The organism is Campylobacter concisus (assembly GCF_003048905.1).
Taxonomy (GTDB): Bacteria; Campylobacterota; Campylobacteria; order Campylobacterales; family Campylobacteraceae; genus Campylobacter_A; species Campylobacter_A concisus_V.
The window spans coordinates 24,764-40,719 of the sequence record NZ_PIRO01000001.1 but is presented as its reverse complement, the minus strand read 5'-3'; the positions used below and the strand labels follow the sequence as shown (position 1 = coordinate 40,719).

Annotated in this window: 9 protein-coding genes and 2 pseudogenes; 5 read left to right on the top strand and 6 right to left on the bottom strand. The window is 37.5% G+C overall.

From position 1 onward, the window contains the following. The first annotated feature begins 6 nt into the window (after positions 1-6). The 4 genes from purS to CVS95_RS00155 are packed head-to-tail and all read left to right on the top strand — an operon-like array spanning position 7 to position 2,849. A complete protein-coding gene (gene purS / locus CVS95_RS00170) occupies positions 7-243 on the top strand; it encodes a phosphoribosylformylglycinamidine synthase subunit PurS (protein WP_087577064.1) in 237 nt (78 codons plus the stop codon). Continuing rightward, positions 240-905 (top strand): phosphoribosylformylglycinamidine synthase I, encoded by a 666-nt coding sequence (purQ, locus tag CVS95_RS00165; protein WP_107695142.1) that lies wholly within the window; start codon positions 240-242, stop codon positions 903-905. Before purS ends, purQ begins: the two co-directional genes overlap by 4 nt. Further along, entirely contained in the window at positions 899-2,194 is a 1,296-nt protein-coding gene (locus tag CVS95_RS00160; protein WP_107695141.1) for an SH3 domain-containing protein, read from the top strand. Before purQ ends, CVS95_RS00160 begins: the two co-directional genes overlap by 7 nt. Then, the gene (locus tag CVS95_RS00155; protein ID WP_234400022.1) at positions 2,175-2,849 is read left to right on the top strand and encodes a lysophospholipid acyltransferase family protein; all 675 of its coding nucleotides are present in this window, start codon (positions 2,175-2,177) and stop codon (positions 2,847-2,849) included. The genes CVS95_RS00160 and CVS95_RS00155 overlap by 20 nt, the downstream gene beginning before the upstream one ends. Positions 2,850-2,997: 148 nt before the next feature. On the opposite strand, the pseudogene CVS95_RS09925 reads toward CVS95_RS00155, so the two are convergent. Next, a pseudogene (locus tag CVS95_RS09925) lies at positions 2,998-4,050 on the bottom strand (methyl-accepting chemotaxis protein); the annotation flags it as partial. A gap of 27 nt (positions 4,051-4,077) precedes the next feature. Then, positions 4,078-4,911 (bottom strand): annotated as a pseudogene (locus tag CVS95_RS09920) (Cache 3/Cache 2 fusion domain-containing protein); the annotation flags it as partial. 310 nt (positions 4,912-5,221) lie between these two features. Between CVS95_RS09920 and htpG the strand changes: the two are divergent. Further along, positions 5,222-7,078 (top strand): molecular chaperone HtpG, encoded by a 1,857-nt coding sequence (htpG, locus tag CVS95_RS00145; RefSeq protein WP_107695138.1) that lies wholly within the window; start codon positions 5,222-5,224, stop codon positions 7,076-7,078. 57 nt (positions 7,079-7,135) lie between these two features. Here the strand turns inward: htpG and CVS95_RS00140 are convergent, their stop codons facing one another. From CVS95_RS00140 to sdhA, 4 genes are all read right to left on the bottom strand, one after another. Beyond that, positions 7,136-11,842: a hypothetical protein gene (locus tag CVS95_RS00140; RefSeq protein WP_107695137.1), complete on the bottom strand. Its 4,707-nt coding sequence runs from the start codon at positions 11,840-11,842 to the stop codon at positions 7,136-7,138. A 215-nt stretch (positions 11,843-12,057) separates the two neighbouring features. Further along, positions 12,058-12,915, bottom strand: a complete 858-nt coding sequence (sdhE, locus tag CVS95_RS00135) for an 8-methylmenaquinol:fumarate reductase membrane anchor subunit (RefSeq protein ID WP_107695136.1) — start codon at positions 12,913-12,915, stop codon at positions 12,058-12,060. A 2-nt stretch (positions 12,916-12,917) separates the two neighbouring features. After that, on the bottom strand, positions 12,918-13,883 hold the full coding sequence (sdhB, locus tag CVS95_RS00130) for an 8-methylmenaquinol:fumarate reductase iron-sulfur subunit (protein ID WP_107695135.1): 966 nt from the start codon (positions 13,881-13,883) through the stop codon (positions 12,918-12,920). A gap of 9 nt (positions 13,884-13,892) precedes the next feature. After that, a complete protein-coding gene (sdhA, locus tag CVS95_RS00125; protein WP_107695134.1) occupies positions 13,893-15,755 on the bottom strand; it encodes an 8-methylmenaquinol:fumarate reductase flavoprotein subunit in 1,863 nt (620 codons plus the stop codon). Positions 15,756-15,956: the final 201 nt, after the last annotated feature.

Genomic DNA, 15,956 nt, shown 5'->3' with positions numbered 1-15,956 from the left:
ACAAAGATGAAAGCTGTTGTAAATATAGCATTAAGAAGCGGGGTCCTTGACCCTGCTGGCAAAGCAGTGGAGCATGCTTTAAATTCTCTTGGATTTAGCGGTGTATCAAATGTCAGAATAGGCAAACAAATCGTTTTAGATATCGATGAGAGCGATAAAAACAAAGCAAATGAGCAGCTAAAAGTGATGTGTGAAGAGCTTTTAGCAAATACCGTCATCGAAGACTATGAGATCGTACTATGAAAGTAGCGATCATACTTTTTCCTGGCACAAACTGCGAAGAAGACACAGCTCACGCATTTAAATTACTTGGCTGCCAAACACAAATAATCTGGCATAAAGAAGATAAGATTGATGCTGATCTAGTCGTTTTGCCTGGTGGTTTTAGCTATGGAGATTATCTAAGAACAGCTGCGATAGCTAAATTTAGCCCAGCTATGCAAGCTGTAAAAGAGCATGCAAAAAAAGGCGGCTATATCTTAGGAATTTGCAATGGTTTTCAGATGCTACTTGAGCTTGGACTCTTAAAGGGTGCAATGAGAAGAAATGAAAATTTAAATTTCGTCTCAAAATACCACCACCTAAAGGTAATATCAAATAACAATAAATTCTTAGCAAATTTAGCCAAAAATGAAATAGTAAATATACCTATCGCTCACGGCGAGGGCAACTATTATACTGACGAAACCACTCTAAAAGGCCTTTATGACAACGATCAAGTATTACTAAAATACTGTGATGCTACAGGTAACGAAATAAATCCGAACGGCTCAGTCGACAATATAGCTGGAATCTGCGATGAAAGCAAAAGAATATTTGGCCTCATGCCTCATCCTGAGCGTGCTTGTGAGAAAATTTTAGGTACAGATGATGGTATGAAGATGCTAAAAGGTTTAGTTTGGTAAAACATTTTCTTTTTATTTCCCTGCTCGTACTAAATTTATTTGCTGTAAATACCGACGAAGTAAGCGTTTTTGACATGATGGACGAAGCTAGGGAGGATAAATTTGTAAATAGCCCTACTTCAAATCCAAAAACTCAAAAACCGCCAAAAGAACAAGATTTTTCAAGAAAATTTGTATCACCACAGCCAGAGCGTATCACTCCAGAGCAGATGCGAAACATCGTGCCAACAAACGAGCCAGATATTAGTGTCCCAGACAATCAAGTATATGATAAGATCAAAGTAAAAGAGCTTCTTTTAAAAGCCACAAATGTACCAAAAAATGTTGTTATAGGAGAAATTTTTAGTGTTGAGATAGTGGCTGATACACAAAATGACTTTGAGTTTGAGTTTGAGACACAGCTTGATGAAACAAATATCAAATGGCTAAATAAGAAAAATTTTCAATGGGTAAAAAGCGAAGACAACAAATATGTAGGTACTTTTTATCTTGAGGCAACAAGCATTGATGCAAAGACTTTAAAAGTTAGCTTAACCCTAAAAAGAAATGGCGAAAACTATCAAAGCTCAAGTATAAATATCTTTTTACCAAAGCTAAAAGAGCTTAGAAGCGATGAGAACTACAACCATATCGTGGCCGATAATCTTGAAGTTAAGAAATTTAAGACAACAAAATTTGATGATATAAACAATATCATGGTTGTAGAAATTTATGGTAACAACGTAGATCTAAGTGCTTTTAATATAGAAAATAAGACAATCTTAAAGCAAGGCGTAGATACGATAAATGGCGACTTTAACTCACAAAGTGCATATTATTTTGCAGTATTTAAGCCAAACAAAAAATCGCTTGACTTTAATTATTACAACCTAAAAAAGGCTAAATTTGAAAGCTTTTCTTTGCCAGTGAGTGTTGAAGATGACGATGTCAGCACACAGATCGGACTAAATCCAAAACAAAGTGAGTTTAGCACCTATAAAGATGTCACGATCTACTCTTGTGCGGTAATTTTTATATTATTAGCTATTTGGCGCAGAAGGCTTAGCTACTTTTTCGTAGCAGCCATTTTTATAGCACTTGGAATTTATACCTACAACCCTTTTGGCAAGGCCGTTCTAAAACCAGATATTAGCGTTTCGATCTTGCCTACAAAAAACTCAACCATCTTTTACACATCCCGTAAAAATGAAAATGTAGAAATTTTAGACACAAAAGGTGACTACTCTAAAATTTTATTTGCTGATGGTAAGATTGGCTGGGTAAAAAAGGATAATCTTGTCAAAAATTAGAGCTTTATTTTTTGCTATTGAGTTTGTTATCAGCGTTATTCTTGTCGTCTTTTTTATGTGGCTATTTAATGATAAAAATAGAGCCATAAGAAAATTTTGGGGAAGATCGCAAAGGTTTTTTGGTGGATATAAACTTGAAGTGATAGGCAATTTTAGTGATGAGGCAAATATCTTACTTATAAACCACCAAAGCATGCTTGATATCATCGTCATCGAAGAGCTTCACCCAAAAAATGTCTGCTGGATCGCAAAGGCACAGATCGGTAAAATTCCTATAATTGGTAAAATTTTAAGCTTGCCAAAAATGATAGCGGTTGAGCGTGAAAATAAACATTCACTAATAAAGCTTTTAAGTGAAGCAAAAGATAGAGTTGAAAATGGTCGCGTTTTAGCCATATTTCCCGAAGGAACTAGATCTCAAACTAATAAGCTTTTACCTTTTAAGGGCGGTGCAAAACTATTAGTTGAAAAGCTAAATTTAAAAGTTCAGCCTATCGTTATTGTAGGAAGCGATGCGATGAAAGTAAAAGAATTTAGCTTTAAAAAAGCAGACATCAAGCTCTTTTGTCTTGATATAGTCGATACTTCAAAAGAAAACTGGCTAGAGGCGACTAGAGAGAGTATGCAAAAAGTCCTAGACGAAAATAGAAAATAAATTTGGCTTTGCAAATTTGCAAAGCCCCCCCTGCTTCTATATCATTATCTATAAAAATTTGATTTTATATACTAGAAATTTTTATCAATAAATTTAAAAAGGTCTAGCAAGAGCTAGACCTAAAAATATTAGTTTTGTAGATAAGTTCTTAAGTTCTAAAAACACTAAGTTTTGAATTTAATGCATCTGTCATCTTATTTAGATGTTCTGCTGCTGAAGCTATCTCTTCAACACTTCTAGCATTTTCAGATGAAATCTGGTTGATATTTGAGATGCCTTCCATGATTTCATTTACATTTTTGCCAGTTGCGATGTAGTCTTGCATAGTCTTATCAGACATTGCTATAGCGTTATTCATTGTCTCACTCATAACATTTATAGTTTTTTCAACATCGCTTGCCACGTGAGTTAACTCTTGGATCTGTTTAGAGTTGATACCCATTTGCTCACTGCTATCATTGATCGCTTGAACGATGACATTGATAGTTGCATTTATCTCAGTTAAACTCTTTTGAGTCCTCTCAGCTAGCTGTCTAACTTCATCAGCAACAACAGCAAAACCGCGTCCATGCTCACCTGCTCTTGCAGCCTCGATAGCTGCGTTAAGAGCAAGTAAATTTGTCTGATCAGCTATATCATTGATAACAACAAGGACAGATTTTACCTGCTCGGCATCACGGCTAAGCTGATCGATCTTATCAGCCATTTGATTTTCTACATTAGCAGAATCAATAATCTGCGCCGATAGCGATCTTATAGCTTCAGTTGCCGTTTTTATATGCGTGCTTGCTTTTTGAAGATCGTCTTTGCCAGCTTGAGCTACCGCTAAAGATTCTTTCATATTTTCTTGCATTACTTTACATCTTTGATTTGTCTCTTCCACTATTTCAGTTGATTTTTCTACACGTTTGCCTGTCTGAAGAGATGTAGAACTAAGCTCATTTGCAACAGAGCTATTTTCACTTGAAAGGTGCTTTGTATCACTTATTAATACTCTTATTCTTTCAATAAAATCATTTATATCTTTACTTATCTTAGCTATCTCGTCTTTACCATAAATAGGAATTTTAATTGTAAAATCAGATGTTATCGCATTTAAATTTGTTCCTAGTCTATCGATAGGATTTGCAACCATCTTCTTAAGCAAGAACATCGAAACAGCTATCAAAAGTAAGGTAACTATGATACTTGCTATGATGAAATTTTTACTAACTACTTTTAGCGGTGTTAAAAAATCATCAGTAACAGCTGAACCTAAAACCATCCAGTCTAGTTTATCAAATGACTCAAAAGCAACTATGCAGTCAACCCCATCAATTATAATAGGCTCAATGCCCTTTCCTTTTTTAACAATATTATCCATAGTAGTTTTTAATTCACTATTTAGCTCTTGATCTGCCTTAGTTGGATGGAAGTCAAATTTACCAGTTTTAGTATTGTACAGAGAAAAATATCCATGCTTACCAAGTTTCATCTCAGAAAAAGTCTTTTTCATATTGTTTAATCCCTCGGTAGGATCATAACCAACAAATAAAATTCCTATTACCTCGTTATTTTCAATAATAGGATCATAAATGCTCATATAGTTGCGTCCAAATAAATTTACAACGCCTATATACCTCTCTTTATTCATGATATTTTTATAGGCTTGACTGTTTTTGTCAATCATCGTACCAACAGCTCTACTACCATCAGCCTTCGTCACCGATGTACTAACTCTTAAAAAATTATCACCTGATTTTGCAAAAATCGTTGAAATTCCACCTTTTGTAGCTTTATTAAATTTATCCAGAATATCGTAGTTGTTGTTTAAAATACCATTTTGAGATATTAGATCTATCGCCTCGTATTTGTCAGTCTTGCTCATCTGGTGATTAGTTGAAATTTTTCCAATCATCTCTTTAAAAACACTCATTATTAGCTCCGCACTACTTACATTATCTTTTTCAAATAATTTAACCGTATTCATAGCAAGCCGGACGTTTTGTTCTACTGTTGTAAGCACACCATCTTTTATCTCGCGCTCTAAAATATTTGATGTATATACAACAAAACATGTCATAGATACTGCCAAAACCGTAGCAATCGTTGCTGAAACTTTTACCAAAATGCTTCGTAAATTCATTTTGTCTCCTTTTTCCAAAAATTTTCACCTTGATTATAGCACTATTTTAAATAAACTTTATACAATAATGCATAATTAATAATAATTAATAAATTATCATTATTATTTTATTCATAAACTATAACTTTTTTGAAATCATTTTAAAAAATTAATTTAAAAACCTTGATAGTAATGCTATCAAGGTTAAGTATATTTTTATCACTTTGTGTTATAATCTGCCAAAAATTTTAAAACAAGGAAAAGAAAAATGGCAGATAAATTTGAATTTCAAACTGAGGTAAATGACCTTTTAAATTTAATGATCCACTCTCTTTACTCAAACAAAGAGATATTTTTAAGAGAGCTCATCTCAAACTCAAACGACGCTCTTGACAAGCTAAACTACCTATGCTTGACCGATGAAAAGTATAAAAGTCTAAGCTACACTCCAAGGATCGACATCAAAGTAGATGATAAGGCTAAGACTTTAACCATCAGTGACAATGGTATCGGCATGGATAAGGACGAGCTTATCGCAAATTTAGGCACGATAGCAAGAAGCGGCACAAAAGGTTTTATGAAAAATTTAAGTGGTGATGCTAAAAAAGATAGCTCATTGATCGGTCAGTTTGGTGTTGGCTTTTACTCAGCATTTATGGTGGCAAACAAGATCGAGGTCATAAGTAGACGAGCACTTAGCGACAAAGCCTATAAATGGACATCTGATGCAAAAAGCTATGAGATCGAAGATGCCCAAAAAGAGAGCTTTGGAACGAACATCATCTTACATTTAAATGACGATGAGTTTGCAAATTCTTGGCGTATAGAAGAGATAGTCAAGAAGTATTCAAATCACATCCCTTATCCTATATTTATGGATAAACAAAGCTATGTCGCTCCAAAAGAAGGCGAAAAAGAAGGCACTTATGAGACCAAAAACGAGCAGATAAACAAGGCAAATGCGCTTTGGAGACTAAATAAAGCCAGCCTAAAAGAGCAAGACTACAACGACTTTTATAAGCAAATTTCTCACGATAGCAGCGACCCGCTCCTTTACATCCACACAAAAGCTGAGGGTAAGATCGAGTACTCAACTCTATTTTATGTACCAAGCACCGAGCCGTTTGATCTATTTAGAGTTGATTACCAAAGTGGCGTGAAGCTCTATGTGAAAAGAGTTTTCATCACAGATGATGCAAAAGAACTCTTGCCGCCATATTTAAGATTTATCAAGGGTATCATTGATGTTGAGGACTTGCCACTAAATGTTAGCCGCGAAATTTTGCAAGAAAATGCGATTATGAGAAGCGTCAAAGAGCAAAGCGTGAAGAAAATTTTAAGCGAGCTTGCAAAGTTAAAAGATAACGACCGCGAAAAATACATAAAATTTTACAAACTATTTGGCAAGGTTTTAAAAGAGGGACTTTACGGCTTTAACGCTGAAAAAGAGCAAATTTTAGATCTTTGTCTATTTAAAAGCTCAAAAAGAGATGGACTTATCAGCCTAAAAGAGTACAAAGAGGCGATGAAAGAAGATCAAAAATCGATCTATTACATAAGTGGCAATAATGAAAATATGCTAAGAAATTCTCCGCTTCTTGAGAGCTTTAAGAAAAATAATATTGAGGTTCTTATTATGGATGAAGAGATCGACACGATCGTCATGCCAATGGTAAATGATTTTGACAAAACACCTCTAAAATCAGTCTCACACGCTGATATCAATGATGAGATAAAAAGTGATGAAAAAGTAGATGAAAGCAAAATTGCAAATACGCTTGTTAAAATGAAAGAAATTTTAAAAGATGAAGTCAAAGATGTCAAGCTTAGCTCAAGACTCTCAAGCTCCGCTGCGGTGCTAATTTATGATAAAAATGATCCTGATTATGCTATGCAAGAGATGCTAAAACAAATGGGACAAGGTGCAAACGCTCCAAAAGTTAAGCCGATCTTAGAGATCAATGCGAACCATGAAATTTTTGCAAAACTAGAAAAGAATGAGGCAATGGTTTATGACATAGCGCCTTTGCTTCTTGATATGGCAAGGCTAAATGAGGGCATGAGCCTAGAAAATCCAGCTAAATTTTCAGAGCTACTAACGAAAGTTATGTTAAAAGCTATCTAAAATTATAAAGCCCAATAGAAATTTTGGGCTTTACTCTTCTTTATAAAATTTAAATTTCTATAATAGATCAACCTGTACACCATCTTGGATCTCAAGAAAAACAGTGTGTCTTGTGTTTATTGTATTTCCATTGATGGTTTCTTGGCGATTAAATGTCGCTTTATAGACTTGATTTACTGCATCACCCTCACTTGTGACATCTACTTTGTTGTACATGTCACCGACAACACTATGTTTTCTATTTAGCGTAGCAACATCAGCTTTTGTAGCTTTTACAAAGTCGTGTGTGAGCTGTACTAGGTCTTTGCTGTCACCTATGACTTTTAACACTGTATTTACACTCTCACTAGCTGTACTATTGCTTGCGTCCCTTGTATTTCTGCTATCAATAATATCAAATACACCATCTGGGCTAAATTTTATAGATACCGCTTGATCGGCACTGCCTAGCTGGATCTTTTCAAAGTTATTTATCTTTTTAACGTTATCTAAATTTGAAAAATCCACATCATCAACGACTATCAGAGTATCCACGCCGCCTCTACCATCTATCATTCTACCCTTACTATAAACAAAGGCATCATCTAGGTTGCCACCTTTTATATCACCCTCTTGTCTTAGGTAAACTGGATCACTAAAATTTGATTCGCCGTATTTACTAGTGTCGCTTAGTTCGTAAGAATTTGTAGTTCCTATCTTTTTTAGATGTCCATTTTGAATAAGTGCTTCAACATAATTATTACTAAAGAGATGCGTACCACTACCTTGAGCTCCAACTAGCATAGATGAAGGATACGGATCTTGGGGGCCATAAGTGTTTGCTACACTTTTTGGAAGCATATATAAAGATAAGTTCATCTCACCAGTTCCGTCCATATACTCCATATCAAGTTTATAAAAACCAGCTTTATCAAATGTAAAATCCCTACTCCACCACTGGCCATTTTTACCATACGATGCTTCCGTCGTCGGGTTTATATATGTTGTTGGACTTCCAAATTTTTGTGTCGTTCCATTTATAGTAAGCTCTGCATAGTTATGCAAGTCTGCTGCTCTTACAGAGTATATTCCAGGTGCACTTACATATATCCAGCCATTCATCTTCATAACAAGATCAGATCCAACAGGATTTGACTCACCAAGGGTATAATTGCCGGGTCTACCTTTTAAAACACCATTTGCAAAGCCTATGTTATCACCAGTGCCAGCAGCAGTATCGACGCCATTTCTAAATTTCTTTGGTGCATATGGATTAGACGCATCGTATAAGGCACTATCTCCATGTCTACCAACTCTAGCTAAATCCTCTGCATGCATATTTCCTTGATTAGACAAAGTCTTATAGTGTGTTCCTGAAGCAAACTGCACAACATCATAGGTAGTAGAGGCACTTGGGGAATAAATTTCCATATAGTCTTTATAAATAGACTTACCTCCTCGCGTACTATAAACACCAGAATTGTTACCAACTCTAGCTCTCCATGACGGATCTACGTAGTTGTAAAACCACATATCAGCATCAAGACCGCTATTGCCAATAAATGTAACAGTGCTAATAGATACGTTTCCTGCGGCGTCAGAATTTTTTATCATAAAATTTGCCCCAGTACTATTGGCTGATAGGGCAAAATTTTCAGAATAGCTATGTGCATTATCAAGAGACGAGCTTTTGTGAACAGAATTTAGCAAATCATAAAGATCAACTTTATTTATGGTATTTTTATTAAGAGTGTTGTTACCATTTGAGTCGGTTCCGATACTGCCTGAAATATCTACACTAGTAACATTAGACGTGGCATTTGGTGTAGCTATTGCATCTGGAGTAGCATCAAGATCGACTCGAACCAAGAGATCATCATCTTTTGTTTCATCACTTTTTAAAACAGTCGCTCTAATATTTGAGTATCTTTCATCCAATTTTAGTCGAAGTGCTTCAAAGTCCATATTTACACGCTTGTCCGCACCTACAACTAGATCCATATAGTTTTGTCCGTTTGGTAAAATTTTAGCATTACCATGATCATCTTCAAGAGCTAAACGAAGCTTGGTTCCAGGAGCACGGTCTACACCAAAGACTATATTTGGCTGCTCATCGTTAGTAAGCGAAACATTGTACTCTTTTATAGTTTTGCTCTCATTATCAAAGTTATTTTTCTGAATAACTTTTTCATTATCTCCTGCTCTTAAGTATTTTGCGATATTTATAACTCCTCCATCTATCTGCGTAGCAAGCTTTACATCGTCAATATACTCTAAAATTCCAAAGTCAAATAATCTACCACGGATACCATCAGTCGTCGTAGTCTCGCCAGGTGTTGTGATAGTCGCTCTAACCGGCGTAGAATGATCCATAGAAATAGGAACGTCTGGTATGCTAAATTTACCACCGGCTATTGGAAGCGGTACCGAACCATCACTTGGTACGGCTGTTAATCCATCGTCGCTTATGGTATATTTGACAGTTGTTGTAACAGATGGTATGGTAGGAGTTGATATCGTGACGTTTATACTGCTTCCTGGTTTTGTATTATTAGGCAGGTAGATATCAAGATCGCTTTGAGTTGATGACGAGCCAGAAGGAGTTGTGATACTATCTATCAGTCCATCACCATCATTATCCCTTGCAAACTGCACCTTTATGCTATTATCTAGAGTTATCTTGTCTGTGACTGGGGCTGCTTTATTGCCAGCTTTGTCAGTAAATGTAGTTGTAAAATTTGTCGTAAGCCCATAAAGTCTTGTGGTGGTCTCTATGGTACCATTATTTACACTAATAGGCGCACCATCATCTCTCGTGGCACTATATACACCAGATGCGTTTTGAGAAATTTTAATAGTGATTTTATCTGTTTTACCATCACTTCCTGCGATATCTATCTCAAATTTATCACCATCTTTTGCATCGTTTGGAATTTTTATCTTTATCGGTGTCTTTACACCATCAGGGCTAAAGCCGCTCTCCTTACTGGTTAGAACACCATCTTTATCGTTATCTTTTGCAAACTGTACATGTGGGGATTTAATAGGTGCAACTGTATCGCTTGAAATTTCACTCACGCTTGAAGCTTTTGGGGTGCCAGTCGTGCCATCAATAATCGTCGTACTTAGCCTTTTTATGCTTGGATCGCTCGAGTTTGTTGGATCAGCAATAGTAATCTTGCCATTTTCTATAGGGATAATCTCCGTTCCACCATCAAGCGTAGCAGTAAGTCCGTCAGATGAGATGGTATATGTCTTTGTTACGCTTGTTGGTGTGCTAGCTGGATCATCAACTTTTATACGGATCTTATCGCCAACTACGGCATTGTTTGGTATATAAATATCTATCGATAAGGCCGTACCACCACTTTTTGTAAGTTCAGCTAAATTTATAATCCCATCTTTATTATCATCAAGGGTAAAAACAGCGATTGGATCATTGTTGTTTGCTATGGTTATGGTTTCAGTTGCACCTGGATTGCCCGACTTACTTATCATTTGGATATTTATATTTGTTGGAGTTGAAGATGAAATTTTAACCGCATTTGCTACGTTAAAACCGACATTTTCACCACTTTCACTTGTGAGCGGATAGCTCTCGCCGCTCTCTTTATCTGTAAGCGTGTTTTGTGATGTTTTAACCAGTACCTTTTCATACAAGGTTCCGTCAGGATCGGTAGTCGTTAGCTTTATCTTATCACCTATTTTCATATTTGGCGATAAGATGACCTTCGCATCATCACTTGGTGTACTAACTACTGGATTAAAGCTATTTTCGCTTGCATCTATGACACCATCGCCGTTTAAATCTTTTCCCAAAACGACCTTTTTAAAGCCAAGAGTCGGAGTGATGGTATCAACACTTGTGGCTATATTTGCCACAGATGAGTTAGTACCATTTGCTAAAGTGATACTAGAATTTACACTAAATATAGCATTTGGAGTGACAGCGACACTTGGAATGATAAATTCTTTTTGCTCTGGGTTTATAGCATTTGACGAAATAGGTAAAATTTCACTTGGATTATTTATATTTATCACGCTTGTACCAGCTTGATCAACTTTATAAACAAGTATAGTCTTTACACCGTTATTTACGACTTCCAATGTCACTTTGTCGTTTGGCTTGAAGTCATTATTAAAAGTAACCGCCATACCAGTATGATTTGCATCGCCGTCTGCTTCTGCAATATTTATATAGCCGTCGCCATCAATGTCTTTTAAAATACTAACACTTGGCGCTGCAATAACTGGAACACTCTCTTTTTGCTCTACCGCTGCTACCGCGCCGCTAATAGATCTATGTGCCAATGCCAACTCTTTTAATATGACTGGCAGTACAACTGCATCACCATAAACACCAATAATATTTGAGATGTGACCTTGTGTATCAAAATTTAAACCATTTATGCTTGCAAAGCTACTACCGTGACTTGAGCCATGAGAACTATGACTTGCGTTATGAGGGCTGTCGTCTTCGCCTTTGTTTTTTGTTTCTTCATTCTCAACAAGAAAATTTCTCTTATCTTCTTCTATCTGTGCTTCACTGCCTTGCGTATTAAAATTTGCTTTTGATAGCTCTTTTGTGATCACGATAGTTTGGGGCTCAAGTAGCGCAATAGGCGAAGCGTGATAGAAATTTATAACGACTGTATCACCACTATTTTGTGTTATGATCTCGTCACCTAAAAATATCTCATCTCCCTGTTTTAGTGCGATCAACTTTCCATTGCGTTTTACAAATACTTTTCCACTTATTTTTGCGACTATACCAACGTTTTGCATATTTAGTCCTTTAAATTTAATAATCAATCCATTTAAAATTTCACGCGATTATAGCTAAAAAATATTTTATATAAATAAAAGAATTTACATAATAAATTTTATTATTTTTGATCCATTTTTATATTAAAAATTTTTATAAAATGCCAAATTTGCTTTGTTTGTAATAGAAAAATAAATTTTAAGAATTTCCCACGCCAAAAGACGTGGGACAAAATTTACGCTATCTTGGTAGCGTCGATGATGTTTAGATCAAGTCCAAGATCTTCAACAGATAGTCCAAGTGCAAGACCTACAAGCTGAGAGAGGTGAATGATAGGTTTTCTCACGTTTGAGTGGTTTTCATCTTGATATCTCTCTTGGTAGATGTCAAGTTGCATTTGACAAAGTGGGCATGGTGTGACAACTACGTCAGCGCCGTTTTCATCGGCGTTATTTACGATCTGGCTTGACATTTTTCTTACAGATGTGCCAGCTGGGTAGCTAGCGTGGAATCCGCAGCAGTCAAGTCTTTTCTCAAATGGCACAATAGTAGCGCCAAGTGCGCCTACAACGGTTTCAAAGCTCTTTGGATTGACTGAGCTTTCTCTGTTATGAAGATCTTTTTCAGGTCTTAGGCTATGGCAGCCGTAAAATAGCGCTACTTTTAGCCCACTAAGTGGCTTAACAATCTTTGCTCTTAGCGTTTCTACGTTTTGATAAAGCACCCAAAGAAGGCTTGTGATCTCAGTTGAGCCATTGTATTTCATATTACCCTCAGCCAAGAAAGTATTTATGCGGTCCTTTGCACCCTTATCAAGTGTAGTTTTAGCTCTTGTTAGAGTTAGCATACAAGTTGAGCATGTCGTAAGCATAGGCATATTCATCTGCTCTGCAAGCGCTATGTTTCTAGCATTTGCCACAAGCGTAGCGATAGGATCGACGTCTTGTGCTTGTTGGGCACCACAGCAGCTCCAGCCCTTTATCTCGTGAAGCTTCCAGCCAAGTATCGGAGCGATAGCCTCAAGCGACATCTTAGCCTCTTTAGCTGCTTGAGAGAGTACGCATCCTGGAAAAAAAGCGAATTCGTTTTGCATAATTACTCCTTACTAGCAGCTTTGCGAGCCGCATTTATCATTTTTACTAGATCATCATGTCCTTCTATGTCCTCTTCGCCGAAAATATGAAGCGGATTCATCTTACCTGCAAGCATTAAATTTGCAGCGATATCCATTTTGCCCATATTTTTAAACACTCCCTCAGAGCGAAGCGCAAGCTTGATCTCATTTAGTCTGCCTGAGCCATCAACTAGATCGGTTAAAAACGCCTCAGCGTGATCTGGTCCCATGCCATCATCAAAGCCTTTTTGTATAGCCATGATGCGAAGATCAGTTATGTCTTTGCATGCGCTTATGCCTTTTGGACAGCGATCAGCGCACTCTTGGCACTTTACACACATCCAAAGGCCATTATCTATAGCTGGTTTTAGGTGCGGCATAGGATCTTTACTGCGTGAGTCAAATGCCGCTCTATAAGCATGAACAAATACAAATGGCTGCATATAGTCGCTCGCATCAGCTTCTAGTTTATTACACTCGCTGGCACAGGCTCCACAAAGTATGCAGTCCCATTCAAGAGCTACTTTGTCATACTCTTTTTGACTTTGCTTACAGCCTTTTTCTGCGCTAAATTCTGACTTAGCAGTGATACTAGGCTTAATCTTGCGTAAATTTTCAATACTTGGTTCCCAGTCCACCATGAGGTCTGAGATCACTTTGAAATTTCCAAGTGGAGAGATTCTTATGCTCTCTGGGTTGTCATACTCCGCCAAAAGCTCATTCATCTTTGTATCACAGGCTAGATATGAGTGGCCATTTACTCTAACAGCGCACGCTCCACATATCGCTGAGCGGCAAGATGCTGTGAAATTTAATGTCGCATCCTTTTTTTGTTTGATATCAAGAAGCACTGTTAAAAGAGTTTTGCCTTTGATCTCTTCATTTGTTAGCTCATAAGTTGATTCATATTTTTTAGTTCCGTCAAAGCGGTCGATAATAATTTTCATCCTAGCTCCTTACTCTGGCTTCTTGCCGTCAAGTGAAAATATGCCTGTCACAACGTCTTTGTAGCTAAGTTCAAGCTTGCCGTCTTTTAGTGTGACTATGCTGTGTTTTAAGAAATTTACATCATCTCTTTTTGGATAGTCCTCTCTTGTGTGAGCGCCACGGCTCTCAAGACGATTTTGCGCTGCAAGACATGCTGCACGAGAAAGAAGTATAAGGTTGCCAAGCTCGACATAGTCAGTAAATGCTGTGTTCATGACTGGGTTTTGATTTGGCACTTTGAGGGTGTCATATTTTGCTTGGATAGTTTCTAAATTTTTAGAAAGCTGATCTAATTTTGCACCAGTTCTAAAGATACCCATTAGATCCCAGTTGTTTTTACCAAGCTCTTCACGAAGTGCGTACATATTATTTACGCCGCCCTCGCCTGTTGCGATAGATTTAAATTTATCCTGCCACATTTTTGCTAGCTCAGAAGTTTTCTTGCCGCTTGCAAATTTTGCATTTTGAGCGTAAGCACCAGCACCATTGCCAGCTAGATCGCCAGTTACAACTGCGTCAGTTAGGCTGTTTCCACCAAGGCGGTTTGCACCGTGGATGGATACACATGAAGCCTCGCCACCTACATAAATTCCAGGAATTTTTGTGCTCATATCATCAAATTTAGCTACCTCTATGCCACCCATTGAGTAGTGAGCTGTTGGACGGATAGGCACTGGTTGCCCGATTAGATCGATATTTTGGAAAAGCATGGCAGTATGGCGAATTTTTGGAAGCTTTTTCATAATAGTATCTTTGCCAAGGTGGCGAACGTCACAAAGCACATAAGCGCTCATGCCCTCACCAAAGCCTCTGCCTTCGCGAATTTCTGTCTCGATCGCACGAGCGACGACGTCACGAGGAGCTAGCTCCATCTTTTCGTGATAGTTTTTCATAAAACGCTCACCCTTGTTGTTTAACAAGTATCCGCCCTCGCCGCGAGCAGCTTCTGTGATTAGTGTGCCACCATTTTGAACGCCAGTTGGGTGAAACTGAAGCATCTCAGGATCTTCAAAACCAAGACCTGCTTTAAGCGCAGCAGCTATGCCATCGCCTGTTGCTATAAATGGAACTGATGTGCGGTTATAGAAAATTCTAGTGTATCCGCCAGTTGCGATGACAAGAGATTTGCAAAGAACTGGGTAAATTTGACCATCTTGAATGTTGCGAAGAACGACGCCTTCTACTTTGCCATCCTCAAGACCGATATCAAGTAGCTCATGATCCATTAGAAATTTAACACCAGCTGTGATAGCGTCGTCAAGACAGGCGTGCATCAAAATGTGGCCAGTTTTATCAGCTGCGTAGTTACAGCGTTTTTTGCTAGCGCCACCCATGAAGCGAAACGCAACATCGCCATTATCTTTACGGGACACGTCACCATTATCTATACGAGAAAAGAGCATGCCATTGTGGTCTAGCTCGTGGATGACTGCGCCTGCTGCCTCGCAAAATTTCACAACTGCATCTTGATCAGCAAGATAAGCCGCACCTTTAACTGTGTCATAAGCGTGAAGCTTGAAGCTGTCTCCATTGCTAAAGTCGGTAACTCCGTTTATGCCGCCCTCTGCCATACAGGTCGCATTGCGAGATGGCATCATCTTTGTAGCAACAACAACGGTTGAGTTTGGATATTGCTTGCGAACGGCTGTTGCTGCACGAAGTCCAGCACCGCCAGAGCCGATTATTAGCACATCAACAGATGGTAAGCCACTTTCATTGCCTTTTGGCAACTCACCAGCAAAAACATTGGTCGTACCAGCTGTTGTAGCTAGCGCACCTACGCTGATACAGGCACTTTGTAGAAATTCTCTTCTGGTAAATTTTTCACTCATTGATAACTTCCTATCTTAGTAAATTTTTAGCGTTTAAAACGCACCGCCAGTTCATTTCTTAATATTTTTTAAAACAACTATATTAATTAAATAATTAATAATAAAAGATTACATTAAATTTACTTAAAAGAAACATAAAGATTTATTTTAGGTTATATAGTGAGATTTGATAGCTAAAATCATTTAGTAAAAGACCATTTT